General features: G+C 48.7%; 24 protein-coding genes. 6 read left to right on the forward strand and 18 right to left on the reverse strand.

Translation table 11 applies throughout. The features are described from left to right. Position 1: 1 nt before the first annotated feature. Entirely contained in the window at positions 2-1,459 is a 1,458-nt protein-coding gene (locus NE473_RS15325) for a family 43 glycosylhydrolase (RefSeq protein WP_055651732.1), read from the reverse strand. Between the two features lie 254 nt (positions 1,460-1,713). Between NE473_RS15325 and NE473_RS15330 the strand changes: the two genes are divergently transcribed. From NE473_RS15330 to NE473_RS15355, 6 genes are all read left to right on the forward strand, one after another. Further along, positions 1,714-2,421 carry a LytR/AlgR family response regulator transcription factor gene (locus NE473_RS15330; RefSeq protein WP_055651733.1) on the forward strand — a complete coding sequence of 236 codons (708 nt, stop codon included), beginning with the start codon at positions 1,714-1,716 and terminating at the stop codon, positions 2,419-2,421. Further along, a complete protein-coding gene (locus tag NE473_RS15335) occupies positions 2,421-3,710 on the forward strand; it encodes an ATP-binding protein (RefSeq protein ID WP_155560980.1) in 1,290 nt (429 codons plus the stop codon). Before NE473_RS15330 ends, NE473_RS15335 begins: the two co-directional genes overlap by 1 nt. A gap of 231 nt (positions 3,711-3,941) precedes the next feature. Next, positions 3,942-6,968, forward strand: a complete 3,027-nt coding sequence (locus NE473_RS15340; protein WP_055651735.1) for a glycoside hydrolase family 3 protein — start codon at positions 3,942-3,944, stop codon at positions 6,966-6,968. Position 6,969: 1 nt separating this feature from the next. Next, positions 6,970-7,392, forward strand: coding sequence for a hypothetical protein (locus NE473_RS15345; RefSeq protein WP_055651736.1), 423 nt, complete (start codon positions 6,970-6,972; stop codon positions 7,390-7,392). Between the two features lie 10 nt (positions 7,393-7,402). Then, on the forward strand, positions 7,403-9,787 hold the full coding sequence (locus tag NE473_RS15350) for a glycoside hydrolase family 2 TIM barrel-domain containing protein (RefSeq protein ID WP_055651737.1): 2,385 nt from the start codon (positions 7,403-7,405) through the stop codon (positions 9,785-9,787). After that, positions 9,784-10,365: a hypothetical protein gene (locus tag NE473_RS15355; protein ID WP_242866233.1), complete on the forward strand. Its 582-nt coding sequence runs from the start codon at positions 9,784-9,786 to the stop codon at positions 10,363-10,365. The genes NE473_RS15350 and NE473_RS15355 overlap by 4 nt, the downstream gene beginning before the upstream one ends. Here the strand turns inward: NE473_RS15355 and NE473_RS15360 are convergent. The 17 genes from NE473_RS15360 to NE473_RS15440 all read right to left on the reverse strand — a co-directional run bounded on the left by NE473_RS15360 (position 10,323) and on the right by NE473_RS15440 (position 26,120). After that, the gene (locus NE473_RS15360; RefSeq protein ID WP_256265329.1) at positions 10,323-10,637 is read right to left on the reverse strand and encodes a hypothetical protein; all 315 of its coding nucleotides are present in this window, start codon (positions 10,635-10,637) and stop codon (positions 10,323-10,325) included. The two genes, NE473_RS15355 and NE473_RS15360, sit on opposite strands and share 43 nt — an antisense overlap. A 45-nt stretch (positions 10,638-10,682) precedes the next feature. Then, on the reverse strand, positions 10,683-10,925 hold the full coding sequence (locus NE473_RS32855; protein WP_196411683.1) for a hypothetical protein: 243 nt from the start codon (positions 10,923-10,925) through the stop codon (positions 10,683-10,685). A gap of 848 nt (positions 10,926-11,773) precedes the next feature. Continuing rightward, a complete protein-coding gene (locus NE473_RS15370; protein ID WP_256265336.1) occupies positions 11,774-13,468 on the reverse strand; it encodes a PDDEXK-like endonuclease domain-containing protein in 1,695 nt (564 codons plus the stop codon). After that, positions 13,431-15,062 (reverse strand): DEAD/DEAH box helicase, encoded by a 1,632-nt coding sequence (locus NE473_RS15375; RefSeq protein WP_256265330.1) that lies wholly within the window; start codon positions 15,060-15,062, stop codon positions 13,431-13,433. Before NE473_RS15375 ends, NE473_RS15370 begins: the two co-directional genes overlap by 38 nt. Before the next feature lie 298 nt (positions 15,063-15,360). Beyond that, complete coding sequence (locus NE473_RS15380; RefSeq protein ID WP_118478839.1) at positions 15,361-16,842, reverse strand: recombinase family protein; 1,482 nt, start codon at positions 16,840-16,842, stop codon at positions 15,361-15,363. Positions 16,843-16,926: 84 nt separating this feature from the next. Further along, positions 16,927-17,103: a hypothetical protein gene (locus NE473_RS15385; RefSeq protein ID WP_022180503.1), complete on the reverse strand. Its 177-nt coding sequence runs from the start codon at positions 17,101-17,103 to the stop codon at positions 16,927-16,929. Between the two features lie 450 nt (positions 17,104-17,553). Next, positions 17,554-17,976 carry a sigma factor-like helix-turn-helix DNA-binding protein gene (locus tag NE473_RS15390; protein WP_117536688.1) on the reverse strand — a complete coding sequence of 141 codons (423 nt, stop codon included), beginning with the start codon at positions 17,974-17,976 and terminating at the stop codon, positions 17,554-17,556. A gap of 457 nt (positions 17,977-18,433) precedes the next feature. Then, entirely contained in the window at positions 18,434-19,594 is a 1,161-nt protein-coding gene (locus NE473_RS15395; protein WP_158552719.1) for a DUF1266 domain-containing protein, read from the reverse strand. 181 nt (positions 19,595-19,775) lie between these two features. Beyond that, positions 19,776-20,261, reverse strand: a complete 486-nt coding sequence (locus tag NE473_RS15400) for a hypothetical protein (protein WP_117536690.1) — start codon at positions 20,259-20,261, stop codon at positions 19,776-19,778. Positions 20,262-20,398: 137 nt separating this feature from the next. Next, positions 20,399-21,316, reverse strand: coding sequence for a DUF4299 family protein (locus NE473_RS15405; RefSeq protein WP_117536691.1), 918 nt, complete (start codon positions 21,314-21,316; stop codon positions 20,399-20,401). A 149-nt stretch (positions 21,317-21,465) separates the two neighbouring features. Continuing rightward, on the reverse strand, positions 21,466-22,086 hold the full coding sequence (locus NE473_RS15410; RefSeq protein ID WP_118478835.1) for a TetR/AcrR family transcriptional regulator: 621 nt from the start codon (positions 22,084-22,086) through the stop codon (positions 21,466-21,468). A 290-nt stretch (positions 22,087-22,376) separates the two neighbouring features. Then, a complete protein-coding gene (locus tag NE473_RS15415; RefSeq protein ID WP_117579872.1) occupies positions 22,377-23,723 on the reverse strand; it encodes a relaxase/mobilization nuclease domain-containing protein in 1,347 nt (448 codons plus the stop codon). Positions 23,724-23,882: 159 nt separating this feature from the next. Further along, entirely contained in the window at positions 23,883-24,230 is a 348-nt protein-coding gene (locus tag NE473_RS15420; RefSeq protein ID WP_022180499.1) for a plasmid mobilization protein, read from the reverse strand. Beyond that, entirely contained in the window at positions 24,227-24,382 is a 156-nt protein-coding gene (locus NE473_RS15425) for a hypothetical protein (protein WP_022180498.1), read from the reverse strand. The genes NE473_RS15420 and NE473_RS15425 overlap by 4 nt, the downstream gene beginning before the upstream one ends. Before the next feature lie 182 nt (positions 24,383-24,564). Further along, a complete protein-coding gene (locus NE473_RS15430) occupies positions 24,565-24,918 on the reverse strand; it encodes a cysteine-rich VLP domain-containing protein (RefSeq protein ID WP_117570331.1) in 354 nt (117 codons plus the stop codon). Positions 24,919-25,095: 177 nt separating this feature from the next. Further along, a complete protein-coding gene (locus NE473_RS15435) occupies positions 25,096-25,851 on the reverse strand; it encodes a DUF4366 domain-containing protein (protein WP_117570332.1) in 756 nt (251 codons plus the stop codon). Positions 25,852-25,853: 2 nt separating this feature from the next. Beyond that, the gene (locus NE473_RS15440) at positions 25,854-26,120 is read right to left on the reverse strand and encodes a DUF4315 family protein (protein WP_117536714.1); all 267 of its coding nucleotides are present in this window, start codon (positions 26,118-26,120) and stop codon (positions 25,854-25,856) included. Between the last annotated feature and the right edge of the window lie 7 nt (positions 26,121-26,127).

A 26,127-nucleotide genomic window follows, 5' to 3' on the forward strand; every position in this document is an offset into this window, starting at 1 on the left:
ATCACTCTCCCTTTTCAAATCCAAATGCATAGAAATTAATATACCCAGATCCTCTATATCGAAAATAAACTGCCTTCTTCCCTTTCCCCATTTTTAAATTGGAAGAGAAAGTCATACGTTTATTTTCAGATATACAAATTGAAATTTCGGCACAGTTTGTGATAAAGTCTTTGTTGTCGGCTACCTGTACCGTACCCTTTGCTTTTCCTCCAATATCAATCTGTATTCGATTCGCCTCCCCCATATCAAAATACTTATATCCGGCGACTGCACCATCCCGCATATTTGCAATATATTGATCACCATTACTCTCCCTGTCTTTTCCGCTTTGGGTAAAATATGGATGGTTTTTAAACCGTTTTTTTGGCGCTCTGCAGTCATAACGCCCCGTTCCCTGTGATGACCACAAATTGCAGGCTATCCTGGCATCGTATTTGCCCAGTCCTCTAAGTGGCCCATCGTTAAGCCCACAACTCGTCACCTCTGCCTGACAAAACTTTCCGTCTGCTGTCAACTCTATTTTTTCCGCACATGCCTGCCTTGCATAAGAACTTCGATTAGTCTGCCTATGATAAAAGACGTACCATTTTCCACATACCTCCAGTAATCCTCCATGGGTATTACCTAAGTAGTTAGAGGCATGTTTTTCATCTTCGTTACCAGCCAGTCCCAAATCTCCAATGTCTATCAGTCTTCCTTCAAAAGTGAATGGCCCCATTGGTGAATCAGACAAAGCATAACACAAATCATGATTATGCTCTGAAGAATATACGAAGCAATACTGACTTCCTACCTTGCGTATGGAACTTGCCTCAAAGAACGCATGGTTTTTAAATGCTCCTGCTTTGCCCTTAATTGGGAATAAAAGTATAGGGCCTTCCTTAATGGTCAGCATATCCTGCTTCAGCTGAAGCACCACCCCTCCCTCATTTGTCAGGTTATGTCCTCTGGAGGCCACAAATGGAACCTTCACCGCAAAACCGGAGTAAAGATAAATCTTCCCATTGTCATCTACCAGTATGCCCGGATCAAATGGAAATGGTTCTCCGCTCTTTGTTCCCCATATATGCCCATCCTCGAAATGAACATATCCATAAAACTCATATTGTCCCGCTGGAGTATTGCAAACCGCAACTCCCATCCGTCCCATAAAGTCTAAAGCATAATACAAATAATATCTTCCGTCTGCACCCTTTGCCAGATCCGGTGCATATAATGACCGAAGCCCCAATTTATTACAGGGATCCTGCTTTTTTCTGTAAATTATGCCTTCATATCTCCAATCAGACAAATCATTTATTGGTGCTGACCAGCACACATAATCATTTACACAGAAAATGGGGGCTCCAAAAGAATCATGTGAACCATATACATATATCCTGTCATCAAAGACGTAAGGTTCTCCATCGGGAATATATTCCCAGCTCGGCAGATATGGATTAAAAGCCTGTTGTTTCACTACTATCACCCCTTTTTATCTTGTTTATTCTTAGAGAGATTTTAACATAAGTTTTCATGTTTTTTTATTCATTTCATAAATTGCTTTTTTCATTTCACAAGTTGTCATATATAATACCTCGCTCGGCCTTATCTTCCTTGTAGCGTGCCTGCTGTCGTGCAAGTGTTCTATTGCACACCGCTCTCCAGGATGATATACTGCTAATGGAAAACCATCGTCTTTAACTATTTGCTATCGCCGGGGGAGGAAAACGAATGATTAAAATTGCAGTCGTTGAGGATGACGAAAGCAGTGCTTCTTTATTGCAAAACTATATAGAACGGTACCAGCAGACCCATCAAACAGATTGTCAGCTGGTCTTTTTTAAAAACGGCCTGGAATTCATCAGCGACTATCTGCCTGTTTTCGATGTGATTTTTATGGACATTAAGATGCCGCATCTGGATGGCATGGAAGCGGCAAAAAAGCTGCGAAAGATCGATGAAGATACAGCGCTGGTCTTTATCACCAGCATGGCGCAGTACGCAATTCGCGGATATGAGGTGAATGCCCTCGATTTTATTTTAAAGCCCGTAAAATACTACGATTTTGAGATGAAATTGAACAGGGTGATCCACTATATAGAAAAACATAAGGACACTAAAATAACGATCAACACCGGAGATATGATAAAAAGAGTCTCTGTTCGTGATCTCTATTATATAGAAGTCATCAACCACACTCTGATCTATCATACAGAGAACCATACATACCAGGCATACGGACAATTAAAAAACATAGAAGAAACCCTGGTACCATGCAATTTTGCAAAATGTAACTCCTGTTATCTCGTAAACTTAAGGCATATTACAGAGGTTCACCCTAATTCTATTCTTATCGGTAATGATGAAATTCCAATTAGCCGGCGCAGGAAAAAGGATTTCATGAAAAGCCTGGCTGATTATATGGGAGGTGGTTTCTAATGGGTAACATCAAACAAACCTGGCTGTTTCTCAATTCGTTTCATATACAGATTCTGGCAGCAGAACTGTTATTCTGTCTGAAGCTGAAACGTCAAAAAAACTTTTGGCCGACAATGATTGCCGGGACAGCGCTTTACTGCCTGCTTCCCTATCTATTGCCCGAAAGTTTTTTCTGGTCCGGATTTCGTATCGGCAACTGGTTTACTTTTGGATTCCTTATATTACTGGTACTGTCCCTCGTTCTGGTATGGTACTGCTTCGAAATACCCGGGGGTAAATACCTTGCATTTTACGGAACCGCTGCCTGTGTGATCCAGCATCTCGTCCACACAGTATCGAAAATATTCGATATGTCACTCTCGCTTGGGGATACCATGACGAGTCAGTTCGTTCAGCTGTTTCTGGCCGTAATCCTTTATCTCGTATTCTATCTGGTTTTTGTGCGCCGTTTGGAAAAGGGGGAGGATATCGCCGTCAAAAACAGTTATCTGACCGCATTTACTTTATTTTCCATGTTTATGGTATACTGCGTCAGCCTCTGGACAACTATGACAGAAACGGAAACCATTGGCTGTAATTTATTTGATTGTTTCTGTTGTATTCTTCTGCTGGTTCTCCAGTTCGGCATGTTTGAATGGGGAAATATCCAAAAACAAAATGAGATTATGAAGCAGGTTCTCCACATGGAACAGGAACAGCACGCCATTTCCAGAGAGACAATCGAACTGATCAATCTAAAATGTCACGACTTAAAGCACCAGATTTCGGCCCTGCGCTACACTGGAAGTCAGAGTGAGCATGACAGAAGCATAAAAGAGCTGGAAGACGCTATCATGATCTATGACGCTTTCGCTAAAACCGGCAATGATTCGCTCGATGTTATCCTGGCGGAAAAAGGACTCTACTGCGAGAAATTTGGAATCCGCTTCAGCTATATTGTCGATGGCAGCCGTCTGGGATTTATCACCCCCACAGACATTTGCTCCCTCTTCGGCAACGCGATAGATAACGCCATCGAAAGCGTCTGCCGTTTAACAGATGAGGAAAAAAGGATCATCAGCATGAACGTATCCGCCAGGGCCAACTGCCTCGTCATTCATATGGAAAACTATTTTGACCACCCTCTAACCTTTGAGGACGGGCTTCCTGTTACCACGAAAGCAGACCGGGACTACCACGGCTATGGTCTGAAAAGCATGAGCTTTATAACAGAGAAATACGGCGGGACCATGTCTGTCCGGTGTGCAGAAAATATCTTCTGCTTAAACATCATATTTCCATTGATTTAATAATAAAGGCAAAAAAACGTGCGCTGTTTGATGAAACAGCGCACGTTTTTTTGCCTTCGACCACTTACGCGGCAATTTCAGCCACATGCGAGACAAATCTCTTTTTTATGAATTTATATGATAATATATGGCTTGACAGTATATATTTTATCTATTTTTCCGAAAGTATTGAGCAGAAGCAGTGTTATATCTCAATATTTACGGACAATTTTCATGTGAAGGAGGAAGGTTATGAGGGTTACAGGAACATCACAACGTGTATGGCATGGACTTACCACAACGAGCTGCTGTCTTCTTGCAGTCGTACTGGGCGGGACATCGATTGCCGGCACCATGGAGGCGCGAATTAATTCTATTTTCGGCACGCAGTCCTCGAAAGTAGTCAGTGTCGATTCAGGGGAAGCGGAAAGCAGCATCTACTTTCAATCCGGTTTTACATCTGCCCGGGAACTGGTGGACTACAGGGAGGACTTGAACAAACGGATCGAGGAGGAAGGCTCCGTACTTCTAAAAAATGATAACAACACGCTGCCGCTGGGAACCGGAGGAGTCAATGTCACCGTATTTGGCATCGGAGGCGTCAGCCCTGTCTATGCCGGCGCCCAGGGAGGCGGCGTCATCAAAAATACGGACCAGATCGTCCCGATTTACCAGGTATTTTCAGAATCCGGCATCCGCATCAATGAGACAGTCCGCGACTGGTATAAGAAAACCGGTATCCCGGAAAACTGTGTGATCGACTCCACCGGAAGGGACGGAAGCGTCACCACCAGCGGTCCCTGGGATAATGAAAAGGTCGAGCTGGCCACCCGGTCCCGCGGCGCATTAGAGGCGGACGCATCGGCAGCTTTTGAGAGTTGGAGAGACAGCTATGCCTCCTACAGCGACGCGGCCATCGTCATGCTCTGCCGTCTGGAAGGGGAAGGCAGCGATTTAGAGGAAGGCAGTCTGGCCATCACCAAAGAGGAACAGGCTTTAATTGACGAGGCCAAGCAGAATTTCGATAAAGTGATCGTCCTATTAAACGGTTCCGCTGCCATAGAGATCGAGTCACTAAAGCAGGACCCGGAGATCGATTCCATTCTCTGGATCGGCGAACCAGGTACCCACGGACTTTATGGAGTAGCCGATATCCTTACAGGCAGAGTGAGCCCCTCCGGTCATCTCCCCGACACCTATGCAGTCAGTTCCACCTCCTCCCCAGCATGGCAAAATGCAGGCAGCTTTACCTTTGCCAACGCAGAGGCGGAGAATCTGGGAAATTACGGAAGCTACTATCTGGTTCAGGCTGAAGGTATCTACCTGGGGTATAAATACTATGAAACACGGTATGAGGATTGTGTACTGGGAACAGGCAGTGCAGCTTCTGCTGCAGGCGTTTCAAGCGGCAGTGATTCCTGGAATTACGGCGATGAGGTCTCCTATGGATTTGGCTACGGGCTGTCCTACACTACATTTTCCCAGACTCTGGACAGCGTAGAAGTCAATGAGGAAAACAATTCGGCAGCCGTCACGGTTACTGTGACAAATACCGGAAGCACTGCCGGAAAAGATGCAGTGCAAATCTATGCCCAGTCTCCGTACACAGATTATGACAGGGCGAACCAGATTGAAAAGGCAGCTGTTCAGCTGATGGCCTTTGACAAAACGCGGACTCTGGAGCCCGGAGAATCGGAGACGCTCACCATTGACCTCGACTTGAAATATCTGGCCAGCTACGATTACAAGAATGCAAAAACCTATATCCTGGAAGCCGGTGACTATTACTTTTCCATCGGCAACGGCGCCCATGATGCACTGAACCATATTCTGGCCGCAAAGGGCATGACGTCCGGTAATGGGATGGATTACGATGGAAATTCAGCAAACGCCTATCGATGGGCAAAAGCGGACAGTGATATGGAAAAATATGCCTTTACCGGTGACGGTGAAACTAAAATCACCAATCAGCTGGAGGATGCCGATTATAATTACTGGAAGCCGGGGACTGTCACATACCTCTCCAGAAATGACTGGAGCGGAACATGGTCCGATGGTTATGATGGACTGGAGGCGACCGCCGGGATGATTCCATGGCTGACCACCGAGCTCTACGATGCAGGTTCTTCCGATACCTCTTCGATTGTTACCGCTTCTGCAGAAACAGGCTATAACTTAATCACAATGCGAGGCGCTTCCTACGACGATGAGCTCTGGGAAAGTATCTTAAACCAGATGACAGCAGATGAGATGGCCCAGCTCGTCACAGACGCATGCGAGCACACCACGCCTGTATCAACAATCAACTACGGCGGCAGTCTTGACAAGGATGGCCCCATTGGATATGATGCCAAATTTAATACAGATGCAGAAGCAGTCTACCACATCGATGGTACCGAATCTGATTACATACGCAATTACAATTTCACCACATTCTGTACAGAACCGGTTCTGGCAGCTTCCTTTAATCCTGAACTTGCGAAAGAACGCGGAAGAGTGAACGGAGAAGATTCCCTATGGTCTGGCTACACCGAGATTTGGGCGCCCGGATGCAATATACACCGCACTCCGTATTCAGGCCGTAACTATGAGTATTTCTCCGAAGATGCCATGCTCACAAACTTGATGGCAACAGAAATCTGCGCGGAAGGACAGCGTTACGGCAGCGTAGCCGGGCCAAAGCATTTTGCCTTTAATGATCAGGAAACTAACCGCCAGGGCGTGGCTACCTTTATGAATGAGCAGGCCGCACGTGAAATCCAGCTTCGCGCCTTTGAAGGAGCCTTCCGTCCGGATGAAGGCGGTTCCATGGGCACCATGACGGCATTCAACCGTGTCGGAGTTACGCATGTCACATATTCCGAACCGCTCCTGGTCAATATTTTGAGGAACGAATGGGGATTTGAGGGTTACACAATCACCGATTTTGCGTTTAGTGACTTAATGTACCCTTACGCGTCCATCACCTCCGGAACCAATGCATTTGATAACATGATCAGCGATTTCTCCGCCATTAACGCCGAATCACTGACAAACGACTTAACGCTTCTGTCAGGAGTACGCGAGTCCTGCCACCGGATTCTATATACCTATGTAAACAGCAATGCCATGAACGGGGTGTCCTCCAACTCAACAATCGTGAGAGTCACTCCCTGGTGGAAAGCAGCGCTAAACAGCATCAGCATGGCTCTGGCAGTGCTGGCGGCGGTAAGCTTTATTCTGTACCTGTTAAATTTACGGATTCTCGTCCGGAACCGTAGGAATAAGGAGGGAAAATAGGATGAACCTTTTTTTTAAGAAACAGGCAGCCGGATTTTATATATCAGCCGTCTCCATCATATTGGCTGTGATTGCCATGATCTCTTACGCGGTAATGGCACAGGACGGTGAAAATACCCCTGGCTCCGTCTATCTTCTGACTCTGGCTGTCATAGCAGTTCAGCTGGCAGTCATGGCTTTCAATCAATCGAAAGCCGGAAAAACGTACTATAACACCGCCTCATTTTTTGCAGCCTTACTGTCCGCATTCTGTCTGGTACGTTTTATCACAGGCAGAATGGAATGGCTCGGCGGCCTCGCCGCCCATAATGCCAACTTTGCCCCTCTCCATGCCTCATTTTTTACCGCCGTCATCTTCTATGTGCTGACAATGACAGCCTGCATCGCCGCAAGTTTTTGCAGGCAGGTAAAAGAAGGGAGTTGAGCATACCACTATGAAATCTGTTCCTTTCAATAATGGGTGGTTTTATAAACACCTTGGTTCTGGGGAGGCAGCCATTCCGGCTGCCCTCCCTCATGATGCCATGCTCAGGGAAAACCGTTCTTCCTTAAGCCCCGGCGGCATCAATACCGGCTGGTATGAGGGCCATGACTATTTATATTCCAAAACCTTCAATATCCCGCAGGAATACGAAGGCAAAAAGATTATTTTTGAATTTGAAGGCGTTTACCACAACGCAGAAGTGATGGTAAACGGAAAAAAAGCAGCCTTTCGTCCATATGGATACACCAATTTCTATGTAGATACCGAAGGTTATTTAAACTTTGGCCAGGCCAACGAAATTCAGGTAATCGCCCGAAACAGCGATCAGCCAAACAGCCGGTGGTATTCCGGCGCCGGCATCTACCGTCCGGCAGTAATGTGGATCTCTGACCGGCAAAGGATTCTTTTAAACGGTGTTAAAATTCATACCGTAAGTCTCCATCCTGCTGTCATTGAAATCCGAGTGCTGACGGAGGGCGAAGGCGATGTGAACATTTCCATCTCTGACGGCAGAAAAGAAGTATTCTGCCGTTCTGCATCTGCCATAGGTGAACTTGTTATGGAAGCGGAAATTCCCGATGCCAGACTGTGGGAACCGGGGAAAGGCGGACTCTACTCCTGCCGTGTCACGTTTGTTACCGACGAAGAAACCGTAACATTTGGAATCCGCACCGTTACATACGGCAGCAATGGCCTCTATATCAATGGAGAACGGGTCATTCTGCGCGGCGCCTGCATTCATCATGACAACGGTCTGCTGGGTGCCTGTGCCTATCCGGAGGCAGAGGAACGGAAGGTCCGTATTCTTATGGAAAACGGCTATAATGCACTCCGATCCGCCCATAATCCCTGCTCCAAGGCTCTGTTGGAGGCCTGCGACCGGCAGGGTATGCTTGTCATGGATGAATATGCAGATGCCTGGTATATCCACAAAACCGAATACGATTACGTCCGATATTTTGAGGACTGGTGGCGGGAAGATTTAAAGGATCTGGTGGATAAAGATTACAACCATCCCAGTGTGATCCTGTATTCTACAGGAAATGAAGTCTCTGAAACAGCACAGAAGAAAGGAATACAACTGACGAAGGACATGACGGAATACTTGCATACCCTGGATGACCGTCCCGTAACCTGCGGTATTAACATCTTCTTTAACCTTCTAAGCTCCATAGGCTTTGGCGTCTACAATGACAAAAAAGCCAGAAAGGAAGTTAAAAAGGCTGGAAAACGAAAAGCAGTGGGCAGCGAGTTCTTCAACAATCTGGCTGGGCTCCTGGGTGATAATACCATGAAACTGGGCGCTACCCTTCACGGATGTGATGTGAAGACGAGAGACGCATTTGCCGCGATGGACATCGCCGGATACAACTACGGAATCCTGCGTTACCGTCATGATTTAAAAAAATACCCGAACCGTTTGATTCTGGGCAGTGAAACCTTTTGCAAGGATGCTTATTTATTCTGGGAACTGGCTAAACGAAATACTCGCATCATCGGAGATTTCGTCTGGGCCGGCATGGATTATCTGGGGGAGGTGGGTATCGGAGCCTGGGAATATAAAGACTACGCCCCTGACTTCTCCCACGGTCCCGGCTGGCTGTCCGCTGGATCCGGAAGAATCGATCTCACAGGCAAACCCCTGGCAGAAGCGGCCTACACCCGTGTAGCATTTGAACTGGAGAAGGGGCCTGTCATTGCCGTACGGCCTGTGAATCATACCGGTGAAAAACATTCACCCTCGGCCTGGAAGATGACTAATGCACTGGAAAGCTGGTCTTTCAGAGGCTGTGAAGGGCACAAAGCGGAGGTCGAGGTGTATGCGCGGGCACATTCCGTAGAATTGCTGATCAACGGTACATCCGTCGGAAAAAAAGCACTGAAAAACGCATGCCGCACGCTCTTTCATACAGCCTATGAAAATGGTGAGATCACGGCAATTTCTTACGATCGCTCCGGGAAAGAAATTGCCCGTTCTTCGCTTTTGACCGCGGGCAGGGAAACCGTGTTACAAGTCACCCCTGAACAACCCGAAGCCGCTAAGGGCGGACTCTGTTTTATCCGTCTGAAATACACCGATTTGAACGGTATCACAAAACCATTGGAGCGTCACCGGCTGCATGTCACCGTCACCGGAGGACAACTGGCCGCCCTTGGCAGCGCCTGTCCATATAACAGCGATGGCTGGCTTTCCGACACCACGGATACGTACTTTGGCGAAGCTCTGGCAATTGTTGCAGCCTCCAGTGGAGACGAAATCCATCTGTCAGCCACCGATGGTATCCACACCGGTGAAACTCGGGTGAAAATTACAGAAAGAAGTGATTTAGAATGAATACAACGATGGTAAACAGACACAAATGGCCTGCTTTCGAAAAAAGCCATCCAAAGTTGGCCAAGGTGTTGGTTCAATTTATAAAATTCTATCTTTTTTCGCTGCTGGTAACGCTTTTGCAGTATCTCCTTCTGACGTTTCTGCCCGGCATCATTTACCGGTCCACAGACTGGTGCGGAATACCATGCCAGCTTATTCACCTGCAGTTTGGGGTGGTGGATACCTATGTGTTTAATTATCCGGTAACCGGAGATGCATCGGGAGGGATGGGGTATTTTGCATCATTTGCCATCACCCTTTTAATTGCCCAGTGTGTGAACTTTCCCATGCAGCGAAATATCACCTTTCACTCCCACGGAAATATCTGGTACCAGATGGCATGGTATGCGGCTGCATGGATTGTCATCACAGTCACCTGCAGTCTGCTGATGTCCTTTTATATTCCGGTCTGCAGGCTGTATCTTCCGCCGGCAGTGTATAATCTTATTATTACGGTGATAAACGGCGGCGTCCAAATGGTGATCTATTTTCCCGTTTACAAAATCATTTTCCCAGAAGGAGAAACGGCGCGGAACTGAAATCCGAGAGGAAAACACTTTGGCTCTCTCAAAATATTTTCCTCCCGGTATCGTTTATCAATGCCAGAAAGGCAGCCGCATACTGCAATCAAATCTATCTTTTGGGGCATAATACAAAATTTCATAGCCGGATAGCCGGGCACACGTCGTCGCAGTGAGAAACTGAAGAAACCGAAAAATCCCAAATCACTTTCCACATTCACATAATGAAAAATCAGAAATTGAAACGGCATCTTGTGATGATTTGTAATCCATGCTTTCATTTTACTCACTCATCTCCTCCAGAAGCCTCTCATAACATCTGTTATCTCTGCGGTTTAAAAAAAACCGCAGAGTATCTGTTTTATCCCCTTAAAGAAATGCCCATTAATCATGAGCAGCATCCCATCTACCATGCCCATGCTCACCATCCCCCCTGTCATCTTGGAGATTGCACGGAAAGGAATATTATACTGGAACAGCAGATTTAAGTCCGGTGTTCCCGCCGCTTCATTCTTATTCTTCTTATCTGTCAGGATCTTATAAACCAGTCTTGCAAGACCGCTTTTTGCATAATACATCTGGCATACCACATCACTAAGACCTAATTCCCCAGCCCAGCCTCCAAAGGGCACCGGACAGTCCAGCAATAACTCAAACCGTTGCGATCATATCCCGCTCCGTCCGGGACATCTGTAAATAATGTTCTCCCGCCGGAAAGTTTAGCGATCTATCATCTTCACCTTTGATGTTCTTCCCATTAGCTCATAATATCTTCTCCATACGCTTAGTGAATGAAGCGGTATTGTTTCCCCATTAAGCTGAATATACTCTGTAATCTGATCTGGTAATAACGAACAATCATATTCTTTTCCAGCCTTAACTATTACCAAACCTGCCATTATATCTACATCTACATCTTTTATTGTAAATTCAAGAAAGTGTCTTGTTTTATACTATTTATTCAGTTTAGATGGTGCCAGCACTCCCATCGGCAAAAGCAGTTCTTTCAACAGCTCAATATTATCATCACAGACATAAGGTCAATATCATGAAACAAATCCGTTTTTCCTTTGAAATATAACAGCAAAGAGCCATCAACAGCCCATACCACATGATTTTTATTTAGAACATACGCTATATCTGATAATACCTTCAATTTCTTATCTAATTCGTTCCTTTTATCTTCTCCAACTTTCCTTTTGTCTTTCCTCACACTTTTTTCGTTTCAATTCGAAACAGAATCAATTCTTCCTAACCTGTTGTTATGCAATGCAACAGTTACAATTGATATCAAAATCATAATGGTATCAGCGGCAATAACTCCGTTCCAAATCGTCTTCATTACCCCTAATTAGTAATTTCCCGTAATAAACTACCGGGAAGACTAAAGTCTCCCCGGCATAGATTTCTTTCATAGAACGAAATATTAATTTCCCAGCAAAAACCGCTTTTCTTCATTCTGAACGATTTCCCCTGTTCTTCTTCCATATTTTAAGCCTTTTTCTGCTGCAGCAGTCAACGCAGGACTGCTTCTGGCATACCCCATTGTCCGGATTGCATTCTTCATGAGACTCTCCTTATCCTGAGCCCCTTTTTCTGCAAGTGCAGCACATACGGCATTCTTAAGTTCCTGCTGGCATATTTCATCCGATGATCTTTTATCACTGGAGTTAGCCTCACTTCTGTAAATTCTATATTGATCCGGTTCCTGATCCCTGCGCCAATAGAACTTTACTCCGGCCTGTTTATTTATTCGCGCTGAAACCTTCTTCAGCGCCTTGTCTGTTGCTTCCAGTGTCTGTGGGCTGGATCTGGCGATATGAAATGCCCGCAGCGTTTTCTTCACCAGCCGGTCATACATAATCGGAGCCTCAGCATCAACAATCCGCTGCATCTTATCAGCAATCAAGGGCAGATTCTCCTTCTTTATGTAATCAACTGTAGACAAATCGGTAACTTCAACATCCGCGGAGATATATTCCTCTACACGGTATTCCATCTCTTCATGGTCTGCTTTTACAATGACATCAGAAGGTTCGTTCTTACCAGAAGCCACCTTGGCATCTGCTATAACAGGAACCGGATTCTGAGTCACAAAATATCCCGGATCAGCAGAGACTGGTTTCTGAACCAAAGTCATCTCATCTGAAGACTTTCCCTCTGCCGATTCGTCTGTATATGACACATCAATATTACGGTTTGTTTCCTTTACCTCTTCTGTCGGTTCCACCCTCACTGCCGGTTCTTCTGCCGCTGCAGCAATCTCCTCAGAATCATTTTTATGCCGGTCCTGATAAATCTGGTATGCTGCCTCCTTCCTTTCAGCAAGAAGCCGGAGCAGCCTGGAAAGCTCTTTATCACGGTTATCCCACCAATCCATCGTCCAGATCCGATGCAGCTCCCAGCCCAGTCCGTTCAGCACGCTGATCTGAGCCACTTCACGGTCCCTGGTATTCGCTGATTGCAGGTAAGATTCTCCATCCAGCATAATACCAAGAAGATACTCATCAGGATTGTATGGATTGACTACAGCGATATCCACCTTGAACTTTGAATGTCCCACCGCCATTTGATACTGGTATCCGGCATCCGTTATTGCCTGGCAGATATGTTCCATGATTCCCTGTTCCTTCTGTACCCTGGTCTCCACATATTCTCCCAGAAGTCTGCCTTTCTGTGCAAACTTCAAAAAATCCTTAAGAGCTTCAACGCCCTTCGACTTTGTTCTCTTAAGATCGATCATATCTTCTGTCATAGTAGTAAATACTATCATCTCGGTTCTTGCACGGGACACTGCGACATTCAGCCGCTTCCAGCCGCCCTCCTTGTTCAGTGGTCCAAAATTAAGTGACAGCCTGCCTTCTGCATCCGGACCAAATGCGATAGAAAACAGGATAACATCACGCTCATCCCCCTGGACATTCTCCAGGTTTTTGACAAACAACGTCTCTTCCCCTACATTCGCCCACTTATCGAAAGCCGCATCCTTCTGATACTCCTCCTGCAGCATATCCTCAATTAAGGTTTGCTGACTGATATTGAACGTGACCACACCGATGCTCTGATTCTTTCGTTCCGGATCTTCATACCTTCTGCGGATCTCCGCAATAATCGCTTTCATTGACACGGCCTTTCCCCCTGTCAAAAAATCCATCTGCCTTAACGAGGCTCACCCGCCTTTCCCTGTCATTCACAGACGGGAATGTAAGCATCGAATTCTCATAGAATTCCTGATTACTGAAGGCAATCAGGCTCTCATGCCTGCTGCGGTAATGCCAGTGCAGATAGGCAGACGGCATCCCCAGCGCCAGGCAATCATCTAAAATACTGTCCAAATCTTCGATATCCAGATTGTCTTCGTCCACCGTATTACCGGCAAAAAAACTGGTAGGCGGCATCTGATTCGGATCACCAACAATGACTGCATTTTTTCCTCTGGCCAGTACCCCCACCGCTTTACAGGTAGGAAGCTGGGAAGCCTCATCAAAAATAACAATATCGAACAGATCATTTTCCGCCTTCAGATACTGTGCCGCCGAAATCGGGCTCATAAGCATACACGGGCACAATCTTGTCAGCACATGCGGAATCTGTTCAAACAGCGTCCGGATAGACAATCCTCTTCCGTTGCTGCTGATTGCTCTTCTTAATATATTCAGTTCTTTGCTGACTTCCACGCTGTCGTTCGATGTCGGCAGCTGATGTGTCAGCTTATAAAACATCTCATCTTTCGTCAGGTTCATAAATTCCTGATCCATTTTTTTAAACTGTGCAATCTTTTCATTGAACCCGATTCCCGTAAACCCATTTAGTACCGGCTCATTTTCAATCACCGACAAGATAATCGTCCTGTAGATGGAGCGCAGATACACAATGATAACCTCATCATGCGGCAGACCGGCTTCATAAGCAGCACAAACGGGTTCCAAACCTATTTGTCTGCACTCCGCAGCAAACTGCTGGTATACGATCCAATCTTTGATGGAAGCAGCATTTTCAAGAATACTGGAGCAAAGCCTCAGCCTGCTTTCCAGATAGTTCTCATCAGAATGGTCGAATTCCAGATCCAGAAGTTCCGTTGCTCCGGCCTCAGTTTTTACTACAGTATCCAGATCCATAGTCAATGCCCTTGCCTTCTGGATACAGGACTTCAAGGCTCCAGAAGCTTCCAGCTTCCGAATCTGATCTGAGTATTGTGACACAATCTGCAGCTGTTTCTGCACTCCTTTTTTATAAACCTGCAAAGCCTCTGCTGTAACGCAGGTTTTCAAAATCTGCTTCCATTCATACGGCAATTCTGCCTCAGCGGCGGCCATTTCCTGTGCTTCCTGCTGATAGAAGGTAATATCTGTCAGATAAACCGGAATCCGGTCCGTCTCTATCGTAAAAGCCGCAAATGCCTGCAGCTCTGCGGTCAGGGACGCCAATGCTTTTCCCTTACCAAAGAATTTTTTATTTGCCTGGTCATACTTTTCCCGATAAGAACTCATATCCATGCGAAGGAAATTTTCGTTCCATTTCGAAAGGAAATCTGCCTGCTTCGCTGAAAATACCTGCTGTTTTGTCAGATATGCTTCCGGCACCGCAAATTCCCGATCCACATTGTCTGTCTCACGCAAGAATGCCGGAATCGTTTCAGCCGCGATTACACTGGAGGCGTAATTACAGATGTTTCTGTACTCATCCTCTGTGACCGGAGCTTCAACCTCCATCATTGATACAAAATCTGACACATCTGTCTGGAATTTTATTAATGCATCTGTATATGCACAAATGATTGACTCCAGATCAAACTTCAGGCGCTGGTTATATTCTGTCTTATGAACAGCCATAAGTGGATGCTTATGTGGATGTCCAATCCCTTTTCCGGCTGCAACCAGACGTTCCAGGCTATAAGCCTGATGATCCAGATCACGTTCCGTAAGCGTTCTGGCATAAGCATGATCGAAACGGACGCTTTTATTCAGCTCCGGTAAGCGTTCTTGACAAGGGTACAATGCAAAGTGAAAAGTTTTAGATCTTCCATTCAATAGCAAGTTCGGTGCGAGTGGCCTCAACTTTTGAAACCAGCGTGTCAAGAACGCGCCGCCTGTCATCGAAGCTCACATCTTCCCAATGGCTTAAATATCCCGTTATGCTATCGACCTGTGAGGAAGAAACAGAGTTAGCGGTGAGGTCGGCCACCAGCTTTAACTGCTTTTGCCGTTCCGCGTCCAGTTCTTCAATCCGGCTGTTTGCGTATTGCAACAAAAGCGGGTTTGCCCCGGTCAGCGTGTCAATGAGCTTTTCAATCTCGCCCTCGATTTTGGCAAGTTTAGCGCGGGCGGCGGTCAGTTTGGGATTGTACCCCTCCGCCTTACTGCCTTTCAGCGTTTGAAATTCCCGCATCTTCTTAACCATTTCCTCATAGACCGATTTTTCCAAGTCGTGCTTTGTGAGAGTGCCGGGCCCTTGACAGCTTTTGTTTTCCATGCGTTGCTTGCACCGCATATAAGTGACACCGTTTGGAGCGTTCAGACTGGCCAGCGCATACCCACAGCATCCACACTTGATTTTCCCGGCCAGCCATGTATTGTGGCATTTGCGGCCATTCTGGAACGTGGTATTTTGGGACAGCTTGTGCTGGACGGCCAGCCAGAGGGACGAGGGGATGCGGCCCTTGTGGGGCGCAATCACCAGAATGTTTTCCTCCCCCTCGCGGCCCTGGTACAAGTAACAGCTAAATTCACCTGTGAACAGTTCCGGCGGGCTTTCGATTTTCGCGCCCTGGGCCTTGAAATATTCGTAAATATCCATATCGGCCTGGACGTAAACCGGATTTCTCAAAAGCTGGCCCACAAAGCCGCGCTTCAATGTCTTTCCATACACCATGATTTCATTCTCGGTAAAATACCGGGTAATGTCGCCGTAGGAGTTCTCCGGCTCGGCATACATTTCATACATAAGCTCGGCGTAGTCCATCTCAGCGTTTTCAACCAGCCGCTTTGTTTTGATACCGTCCATGACGATGGGCTCCGTATCAAAACCGTATGGAGCCCGGCCCCTCATATAGTAGCCCTTGGCACACCGGGAATAAAAAGCGTCCTGCACACGCATCTGGATGCTTTCCCGTTCCAGTTGGGCGAACACGATGCAGATATTGAGCATCGCCCGGCCCATCGGGGTTGACGTATCAAATTTTTCGGTGCAGGAGACAAATTCCACGTTGTACTGCTTGAACAGTTCCATGAGCTTTGTGAAGTCCACAATGGAGCGGCTAATCCGATCCAGTTTGTAAACAATCACCCGCCGGATCAGTCCGGCCCGGATGTCTTTCAGAAGCCGCTGGAAGTCGGGGCGTTCTATGTTCTTCCCGGAATATCCCTTGTCTTTGTATTCTTTCGCTTCACCGCCTTTTAGTTCATACCGGCAAAATTCAAATTGACTTTCAATGCTGATACTATCCTTTTTGTCAATCGACTGCCGCCCGTAAATTGCATCTATTCTATTATCCATAATTAGCTCCCTTCCGTTTATACGGGAGCCAACCTACAATTATATTATACCTCTGCCGCCCCCATTCAACAAGGATGCCTTTGACTACCCCCGCTGTCCGGCATATTTGCGGAACACGTCAAAAAGCTGTTGTTCCACCTCGCGCCTGCGCTTTTCCCGTTCCTGCGGGGGCAGAATGGGAGTAAGATTTTTAATAGTAATTGTCCGATCACCAAGTACAGCCGTTTTCATTTCGCTTTTGTATTTGGTCTGTGCGTGCATAGAATACCTCCCATTTCAGAAATGACAAAGGCCAGCACCGCGAAAGTGCTGGCCCTTGTTTTGACCGGGACTTCGGGACAAAATGTCTCGAAGCCAGCCGGAGCCCTGCTCATAAAGCAGGCCCCGCTTTCATAAGATAGAGGGAGGCCGCGCCCGTTTCCTTGACCTGTCCAAAGACAACCATACTCGGCGCAGCACTCCCACACAGCAGGAGACAGCGGCCCGGAGGGACAGGCGGCCAGCCTGTCCTGTGGCGGATCGTGGCCGTGGGATGGCCCGGCCCACCTGCGGCGCAGGTGTTGGTCGCTCGTTCTCTTGTGGAGAAGTCACCGCGCACCCGCCGCCTGGCTCCCCGCGCTATGCTCGGAGCCGCCGCCGTCCTGCTGTGGAGAGGTAGGCAACCTACCTCTCATATACCACCAGAAAAACAGGGGGTAATGGAGATGCTTTTTAGAAATTTTCCCGCAAATATTTTTTCATGCGTTTGATCCCGCAGAGGACGGAGCACCTAACGGCGCTTTTATCCACGCCCTCCTCGCGGGCGATCTCCCGATAGCTTTTACCGAGAATGAGGTGGGCATCCACCCGGCGGCCCTGGAGCTCCGGCAGGGAGTTGAGCGCGTTCCAGAGCCGGAAAAACATTTCCTTGCGATCCAGGAGCTCCTGGGGGCTGGGCTCATGCTGGCAGGCGGAATATTCGATCCCGTCATCACAGTCCAGGGAATAATATGCCTTGTTGTACCGGGCCCGCTCCACATAGGCGGCCTCCTGGCGTCTGCTGGCGGTGAGAGCCTCGGCCACCTCGTCAGCAACCTCGATAAATTGATCCTGTATGTACCAATAATAAAAATCTTTCAGATTGATGGTTGTCATAGCTTGTCCTCCATTTCGTTTTGTTCGGGTTGAGGGGAAACGAAATGGAGGGCCGGCGGGGAGCGGCACCTGGGAGGGCCGTCCCGCACCTTGGGACACTTTGTCTCAAAGTACGGATAACAAAATGCGCCTGCACGACATAAAGCCGCGCAAGCGCATAAATTGAGATATTCACCTACATTATAACAATTTTCGCAACTACGGTTAAAATATCCTTGTCCGGGGCCCTGGCTTTTTTTGATAAGTTAGAGGGGCGGGTAAGGATTGTGCGGGACACGACGTACCTCCTTTGTTACCGCCGTGTGATATAAAAAGGCGGCGGCCTTGAAATGGTTAATTTCAAAACCGCCGCTTAACTTTAGTTTAGGCGTGCATCAACACAGCCGCCAAGCCAACGGTTTTTTTATATGCCGTTTCCGTTGGCGGCTGATGAATAGCAACAAATTTTCAAAAAGATTTATAATGTGAAACCAATTTTTCTCTGTGCAGGCCAAGGGCAATCACGCCATTGTCCGTTATCCTGCTCTGCTTTTCCAGTCAATAGGTCTGTGGCGGCGTCTGCAAGATAACCCAGGTAACTTCCTGCGGAGCTGTCACCGCATAGCAATTTCCACATCAGACCGCCAAAAAGATAAGATTGCGCAAATTCGCGCCAGCTATGCAGTTCCTCAACAACCTTTTGGGAGAGATCCCACAGAATACCAACAGCCTCGCTTTCTGTGATCCAGCCTAAATAGCATCCCCAGCGTGTCAGCATCGCCGCCCGGCCAATATCCCATCCAGCCATAAAACCGGGAGCATATTGACCTTTATACCGTTGTGCAAACCTCCATGCCCGGCAGGTAGACTCACGGTCATCCTCGTCCATAGTTTCGTCCATGAGTTCCTCCGGCGAAGATGCCTCACTATAAAGCTGATACCGCAGGATATAACCCTCCTGCGCCAGATAACGGATCATGTCCAGCAGATCACTCCGGCCATCTATCCCCCAGGAGCGGCGCACAAGGGACACGATTTTCTGCTCCATAACAGGAATATGTTCCTCCACATCCATACTATCCAGATCGTGACTGTTAAGGGTCGATAAAATACCGGACAGCAGGATGCCAAAGCGTTCCCATTTTACATCGTCTTTTTGATATGGGATCGCTTCTGGCTCAGGCATGGCCTCAAGCCGGGCCATTGTTTCTTCCAAGGTAGTATAGAGCTTTTCTTCCAGTTCCAGATCGAATGAGAGTTCTTCCTCATCGTCCGCATCTTCCATTTCCAGCGTTTCCAGAGCAGCCGCAAGTATGCCCATATCTTCTCCGAAAAGCTGTCCCATCAAGTCCCCAGCAGTAGCTGAAGTTGCCTCAGCAACTTTATCATTTACCATCTTTTGCAGCAATTCCTCATTAACAGCCATTTGAGCCATACTATCTGGCCCAAACATCTGTCCAAGAATTTCTACTTGACGTTGAGTATTAGCGGCAATCTGTTCTTCCACTTCGGCGGCAGACACAGATGCGCCTTTTTCAGAGCTGGGAACCTCAATTTTGCTAATTCGTTCCTCGTTCTTTTCCATGGTTTCTCTCATAGAAGCGAGTGCCTGTTTCCTAATCTCGTCTATATCGAACATTTTCAATCCTCCTTGTCCGGGGGGAGCGGATGCCATGCCGGAGGTTTTTTGTGACGTGTAAATAGCTTTTTAATCTGCCGCAGAATTGCTTCTACGAAATGAAACCATAGATTTCCAACTATAAACACGATCACAAGAAACAGCAGGAACGCTCCGATTTCTCCAATAGGCATCTTTTACCTCACTTTGTTGCAAAGCGATTCATAAAGAAGTCGGTAAAAGCGGCCAATTCATCATCCTGTGATACATAAACATACAGCTTTTCATCTTCCAGCCAGTCATAGGCATTGATGCCAATGTATCCTTTTTTGTCTGGATAAATGATAAAAGCATCGGTAGGGTATTTGTTCCGATAGGCTTTCAAAATTTCAGAACGGCGATAGTAGGTCGGATCGCCACAGCCGGAAAGATCGGGTACTGTGGGAACAACCACAATCGTCTGGCTGGCTTCGTTCCAGCCGACAATTAAATTTCCGATCTTTGTTTTGCTCCCATGAACAAAGCCATAGTTAAACCGGCTCACATCCTCGGTATATCCGAAAATCAGTCTGTAATTGTCCCCGTTCTCTACAACCTGATTAAATAGAGCACGCATTTTCTTTGCATTTGCGTTGCTCTTTTCCATGTCAATTTCAGGGCCCTTAAATAACTTGCTAAAAAATCCCATGACTTTTCCTCCTAAATGTTTGAATGTGTTTATATGAAACTGGATGGGGCAATACCCACAGCATCATAAATGAAATAATTTTGATAGTAGCTATATCACTTCGGGACACTTTGTCCCAAAGTAGCGGTAAAGCAAATTTATTGCTTTGCCAGAATATGCTCCATCTCTGCCAAACTCAGGCCGCGAACTAATATGTGATCTCCTCTCGTTTCCACAATGTAGGGTTGTAATTGTTTCAAAGCCTTGTGGTACTCCAAAAAGCCAAGGTTTTCCTCTTTTGTTAGACTAACGAAAGTCAGCGCCCATAGAGAAATAGTCTCTCCCTCAATCTCATATAGCGTTTCTGGTGCTACTGGCAGGATGGTATCCACAGTTTCCGAAAAGGTGAAGCTAACCATAAGCCCGCCATTATCCAATTCAAACACATGGGGATTTGCTTCATAGGCTTGCGACCACATATCATCCGGTTCTGTATCATCGGAATGATCCGCCCCCATTTCAAACAACAAGTGCTGATGAACAACGGCATTTCCCTTTTCGACATATTGAATGGACTCAGTTCCCCCAAAAGCCAAAGCCGGAGCAAAGAAGAAAATCTCGTTTTCTGAAAGGCCGCCATGTTTAGCAAATGCTTCTTGAAATAGACCCACTCTCAGAAACTGCGCCGCAAAATTTTCGGCAGGAATAATACGCTCAAAAAAATCGGAAAAGCTGGTAGAGAAACTGCCCGATCTGCGGTTGTGAATATCAAGCAGGCACATATCATCGGCTGTATCAGACAGCTTGCGGTAAATAAAAAGCGTTCCAAATCCAGTCATTAGAATGGGAAGGCACCCCTCCTGTTCGCCCAGCCAAAGAGTGAGCGTATCAATATAATCGGTTGGATCAATAATTTTTAGCAAACCTCCGCCATAATTTCCGAAACCATATTCCTGCCAAAAGTTCAGAAGCTCCGCTGGCACTTTCCCTTGAAATTGCTCCAGCGTTTCCGCAGTAGGTTTTCTCAAATCATTACCCGGTGGATATTTGCTTACGAACAGATCAAATACTTTCATCGCGTGTTCTCCTTTGCGTTTTATTTTAGGTTTTATCTCTCAAAAATAAGAGCAAAAAACCAAATTTGTTTTTATCCTGGCTAAAAAGAAATCCGTCTGAATATATGGCCGAAACATGATATTCGGACGGATTATCTCATTTCAATCACTCAAGCGGTAGGTGTTGCTTTTAATTTCTCCAGGGCATCCACAATAGCGTTTATTTGAAAGTCAACTGTTTCATCGGCAACTTCGGGAACAAACAGAGGTAACGTATCAGGAATTGCCTTGCGTACAACCATCGCTGTCAGACTCAAATTCGTAAATAAATTGATCCTTGCCGCGTCCGCCTTTATACCAAAGTTTTCTAAAATTTCTCCAAAAAGACGGAGCTGCTTTTGACGGAATATTTGATAGCTTTCCTTTGACAAACGTTTGAAAATGAGTTGCTGTTCTTCAATCGTTAAAACAGCGATGCCATTTTTCTCTCCGTAACAACAGGCATAGAGAAATTGTTTCACGGCATCACGCCAGCTTAAAGCAGGATCGGCCATCAGTCTTTGCACTTGCTCAATAATTTTAGGCTGTTGCAAGTACAGCGTTTCAACGATCAAATCTTCTTTCGTTGCAAAGAAAGAGTAAAAGAAAGTTCGTGAAATACCAACCTTTTTATATATTTGCTCCACAGTAGTATGCTGTATGCCCTGTTTTGCCATCAGTTCAAGACCAACTGCAACGAGTTCCGTTCTGATGCGCTCTCTATCCTCCTCAGAATAAGCTACCTTTGGCATCCCGTCACCTCTTCCCTGCAAAATAAAAACAAATTCTAAAAATCAACTTTATTTTAGCACATCCAATAGAACAATACAAGAGTGAAATGACATAAGTCCGATGTTTTAACGCGGGTACTTCCGAGGCCCGCACGTTTTGGCAAGCAATTCGAGTGTGTCCACACTCCGAAATTTTTGCCGGGCCGCAGGCCCGCAAAAATGCTTGTTGGGGAGCTCCCCAAACCCGCAGGACTTCGGGACAAAGTGTCCCAAAGTCCCGGCGCTATGCGCCTGTTGTCTGCGGCCTGTCGCTACCGCTCCTGGGCCTTATTTTCCCGCCCGTCCGTCACGCCGAGCAGGTGGTCAATATTCGCCTTGACCGCCACGGCCTCCCGCATATCCGCCTGGGCCTGGCGGTACTCGGCATAGAGGGCCTTTTTCTTTTCCGCCAGCTCCCGGCGGGATTTTTTCAGCGTGTCTATTTTGGGGAGCTTTGCCCCGTCCAGGATTTCATTCATGGCCGCCTTTGCCGCCCGATAAGCGGCCAGCTCCGCCTCATGCTGGGCCAGGTATTTTTTACTGTACCGGGCCGCCTTGTAACCATCGAACACAGGCCGGGTCTTGGCATAGTCCACCGTGGCCTCCATAAGCCGGGCCGTTTTGGAGAGGGCGGCCTCCGTGTCCCGCAGCTCCCCGGCCAACTTGTGAAAGCGATCCACCGCCGTCTCGGTGCTGGCCTCCAGCGCGGCATAGTCGGCCAGTTCTTGCTCCCGCAGATACTGGAGCGCGGCGGCCATCTGCTTTAGATTGTAGACCTTGGCCCACCGCGCATAGGCCGGGCCCTTGCCCTGGGCCATGCGCTGTTGAATGTCAATCACAAGATCAACGCGCCGGGGCGGGGCCGGAGCGTCCTGGGGGAGTTCCGGGATGGGCCGCTCCCCGGCAATCACCGCCCGGATGTCCTCCGGGTCAAAGCCCGCGCCCAGGGTAGAAGCCCGGAGCCGGGTCGGTTTATCCTGGCCGGGAGCCAGGAACGAGATCACGCCGCCCCGCCCATGCTTGACGGCAAAGCCGGACTCCTCCATGAGCCGCAGGAACGCCGCAAAGTCGGCGGGCTTTTTCTCCAGGGCCGCGATGACAGCCAGCCGCACCCTCTGCTGGGCAGAGGGCGGCTTTTCCCCGATCCATTGACCGTAATGGAGAAAACGGCCCTTGCTGTGCAGTTTGGGATTTTGGATATAGGACAACTCGTGCTCAATGCACACCCGGTCAGACAGCCGCCGCAGGGCAAAGGACGAGCCGATGAAATTATGGAATTTCCGGGAGCGGTCAAAGGCCGTGGAGTTGTAATAAATGTGATTGTGAATGTGGCCCTTGTCGGTATGTGTGCAGACAAAAAACTGGTATTTGCCTTTCGTCCAGCGCATCGCCGTTTCATAGCCGATTTTATTTGCCTCCTCCGCCGTCACCTCGCCGGGCGGGAACGCCTGCCGGATCTGGAAGAACAGGGCCCCGCGCTCCACGGGCCGGGCCGTTTCCGCCTGGTACTGGCTTTTTACCAGCAGGAACTCGGCGGGAGCTGTGGACGGGTCGCAGAGATAAGCGGACACGGCCCCCAGCTTTTTGGGATTGAGCCCATAATCAAACCGCTCCTCCATCGTCTGGATTGCGCTTTTTCCAGCCGCTACCTTGTAAGGCCGGATGTAGGTTGTGGCCGTGAATACCCCTCCTCTCTGTATGCGGCTTTCGCCACCTTGGGACAAAGTGTCCCAAAGTCGTGAAAACCGGGGAGCGGTAAAACACCGCTCCCCGGAGGGTCAAAGCTCCACCACGGCGGAGAGCCTTTCCAGTAAATCAGACAGCGGCCCCCATAAGGCCGCATAGTCCCTTTGCAGAGCGGCGATCTCCTCCGGGTAGATGCCGCCGTAGGTGTTGGCCTGGATCGCCACCTGGTTTAGATTGTTTGAGCACCGCCGCTGGAGCGACACCAGCTCCCGGACGGGCGAGAGGTCAACGTGGAGCACATAGCCGTTAAGGGCCATTTTCCGCATATAGGCCCCCATGTTGCGGATGCCAGCCTCGGCCATGCGCTCCCGGATCAGCGCCTGCTCCTCCTCAGACACCATGACATGAAGATGGACAGGGCGGCGGCGTTTCTTTGTCACCGCTCCTCCCGTTCCCGACTCCGATAGGGGCGGGGCGGCTCCTTGACCTTATCCACGGGCTTTTCCTCCACAGGGGGCAGGGGCGCGCCGAACACGCCGCAAAGACGTTTGACCTCCAGATGTGCAAATTCCTGGTCTTTCTGTTTTTCCATAGACACCTCCTCAAGCATAACAGCCTGGGACTTCGGGACACTTTGTCCCAAAGTCCCGTTTTTCCATGTTGACAACATTTCGGCCATTCCAGGGCCGGGCATATAAAACTACGGCCCGCCCCAAAAGCGGCCCCAAAAAGCCTTGAAATCAGCGGGTTTTCCGGGGGCTAATTGTCAACAGATCACCCCCGTTTCCGGCGCATATATTCCCGCTGTTGGCGGCGGTGGGCTTTTAAGGCGCAAGCCTCTGAACAATATGCCTGCCGCCTGTCCGGGGCCACGGCCCCGCCGCAGATGGGGCAGGGCTTGAAATCCGGCCTGGGGCCCACAGTAGTAAGGGCGGCCTCCAGAGCTGGATCAAGGGGCAGGACGGCCTCCCGGAAGTAGCGGCAATAGGCACCTGTCCAGCACTTTCCCAGCATATAGCACTCACAGTCCAGGGGCAGGCATCCACAGGCCCGGTCATAGTTGGCGCACCATTTCACCACCAGGGAGCGGATGGCCGCCTTTTCCTCCCGTGTCAGTTCGCGGGCCAAAGCGTCACCTCCCGCCGCCCGGCCTGGGAGAAAGTTTCTGATAACAGCAGACACAGCGCAGGCCCCGCCAGTAGGGACAGACGGAGCAGGCGGAGCCTCTGGGCGGTTTGGCCGGGCCGGGAGCCTGGGGCCGGGGCTTTTGTTTCATCATCCGTTCAAAAGAGCTTGCTGTGAAATTCATTCCCCGTCCTCCGTATCCTCGTTTTCGTCCTCGTCCTCATCCCAGGGCGGGCCGTCCTCCTCGCCGTCATAGTCCTCCAGTTCCTCGCCGTAGTCCTCCTCCGGCTCTGTTGCCGCCTGCTGTTTGGGGCGGTACACCTTGAAATAGAACGCGGCCCCGCCGCCCAGCACCGCCACGGCCAGCACCAGCAGGAGCATCCCGGCGTTGCCTTTTTCTGTTTCCGGCTCGGCGTCGGGCTCGGCCACAGGCTCCGGTTCTGGTTCCGGCTTTTGCTCCACACCTGCGCACTCGGTCATGTTGACGGCGCACACCGCGCAGTCGGTATTGACGGCCCCCGCCGCGCATTTGTCCGAGCAGGAGCAGGAGGCCAGCTCTACGCCAGCGGCCTCGGCAGCGGCCAGCAGGTCGGCCTCGTCCACCGTATTCAGAAAATAGGTCTGGTACTGTTCGCCGTCCTCGTCCACGGGCTTGTCGTAGTCAATGACAATGTAAAAGGTGGCCCCGCCGCTGGTCTGGACGGTAATAAACTGCTTGTTGGTATGCTTGTCATAGAGCAGATCACGGGTCACAAGATTGCCGTCCTCAGAAAAGCCCTCGCCGGGCTCAATCACCGGCTCCTCCGTGACAGCGGGCTCCACGGGGTCAAGCCCCTCCCAGTCCTCGCCGCCCCCGGCGTAGGCCGTTGCGGGGGTAAAGCCGCATAAAAGAACAGCGGCGCAAAGCGCCGCCGTCAAGACTCGAAAGCGTTTCATATTCAGTTGTCCTCCTTTCCCTCGGTAACAGGCGCGGGCTCGGACTTCGGGACACTTTGTCCCAAAGTGCCATCGTCCCGGAGCTTCTGGAGCACCAGGGGGAGCTCCGCAAGGGGGATGCTCATGCCCCGCACGATGTCCACGATCTCGCTGTTTTCGGCCTCCAGTTTCTTCTGCTCCAATTCTTTCAGCCGGGCCTGCTGTTCGCTGATTTTGGCCTTGACCTTATCAATCTCGGCCTGGATTTTCATACTTTTTGCTGTTGCCATTCAAAAC

Origin of the sequence: Hungatella sp. SL.1.14 (assembly GCF_024460495.1) — a bacterium.
In the GTDB taxonomy this organism is placed as follows: domain Bacteria; phylum Bacillota; class Clostridia; order Lachnospirales; family Lachnospiraceae; genus Hungatella; species Hungatella hathewayi.

Excerpts from the sequence above, each read along its gene's own strand:
- NE473_RS15330 (WP_055651733.1), top strand. The coding sequence starts at position 1,714 with ATGATTAAAATTGCAGTCGTTGAGGATGACGAAAGCAGTGCTTCTTTA.
- NE473_RS15335 (WP_155560980.1), top strand. The coding sequence starts at position 2,421 with ATGGGTAACATCAAACAAACCTGGCTGTTTCTCAATTCGTTTCATATA.
- NE473_RS15340 (WP_055651735.1), top strand. The coding sequence starts at position 3,942 with ATGAGGGTTACAGGAACATCACAACGTGTATGGCATGGACTTACCACA.
- NE473_RS15345 (WP_055651736.1), top strand. The coding sequence starts at position 6,970 with ATGAACCTTTTTTTTAAGAAACAGGCAGCCGGATTTTATATATCAGCC.
- NE473_RS15350 (WP_055651737.1), top strand. The coding sequence starts at position 7,403 with ATGAAATCTGTTCCTTTCAATAATGGGTGGTTTTATAAACACCTTGGT.
- NE473_RS15355 (WP_242866233.1), top strand. The coding sequence starts at position 9,784 with ATGAATACAACGATGGTAAACAGACACAAATGGCCTGCTTTCGAAAAA.
- NE473_RS32855 (WP_196411683.1), bottom strand. The coding sequence starts at position 10,925 with ATGTATTATGCAAAAAGCGGTCTTGCAAGACTGGTTTATAAGATCCTG.
- NE473_RS15370 (WP_256265336.1), bottom strand. The coding sequence starts at position 13,468 with ATGAAAGCGATTATTGCGGAGATCCGCAGAAGGTATGAAGATCCGGAA.
- NE473_RS15375 (WP_256265330.1), bottom strand. The coding sequence starts at position 15,062 with ATGATGGAGGTTGAAGCTCCGGTCACAGAGGATGAGTACAGAAACATC.
- NE473_RS15380 (WP_118478839.1), bottom strand. The coding sequence starts at position 16,842 with ATGGATAATAGAATAGATGCAATTTACGGGCGGCAGTCGATTGACAAA.
- NE473_RS15385 (WP_022180503.1), bottom strand. The coding sequence starts at position 17,103 with ATGCACGCACAGACCAAATACAAAAGCGAAATGAAAACGGCTGTACTT.
- NE473_RS15390 (WP_117536688.1), bottom strand. The coding sequence starts at position 17,976 with ATGACAACCATCAATCTGAAAGATTTTTATTATTGGTACATACAGGAT.
- NE473_RS15395 (WP_158552719.1), bottom strand. The coding sequence starts at position 19,594 with ATGTTCGATATAGACGAGATTAGGAAACAGGCACTCGCTTCTATGAGA.
- NE473_RS15400 (WP_117536690.1), bottom strand. The coding sequence starts at position 20,261 with ATGGGATTTTTTAGCAAGTTATTTAAGGGCCCTGAAATTGACATGGAA.
- NE473_RS15405 (WP_117536691.1), bottom strand. The coding sequence starts at position 21,316 with ATGAAAGTATTTGATCTGTTCGTAAGCAAATATCCACCGGGTAATGAT.
- NE473_RS15410 (WP_118478835.1), bottom strand. The coding sequence starts at position 22,086 with ATGCCAAAGGTAGCTTATTCTGAGGAGGATAGAGAGCGCATCAGAACG.
- NE473_RS15415 (WP_117579872.1), bottom strand. The coding sequence starts at position 23,723 with ATGGAGGAGCGGTTTGATTATGGGCTCAATCCCAAAAAGCTGGGGGCC.
- NE473_RS15425 (WP_022180498.1), bottom strand. The coding sequence starts at position 24,382 with ATGGAAAAACAGAAAGACCAGGAATTTGCACATCTGGAGGTCAAACGT.
- NE473_RS15435 (WP_117570332.1), bottom strand. The coding sequence starts at position 25,851 with ATGAAACGCTTTCGAGTCTTGACGGCGGCGCTTTGCGCCGCTGTTCTT.
- NE473_RS15440 (WP_117536714.1), bottom strand. The coding sequence starts at position 26,120 with ATGGCAACAGCAAAAAGTATGAAAATCCAGGCCGAGATTGATAAGGTC.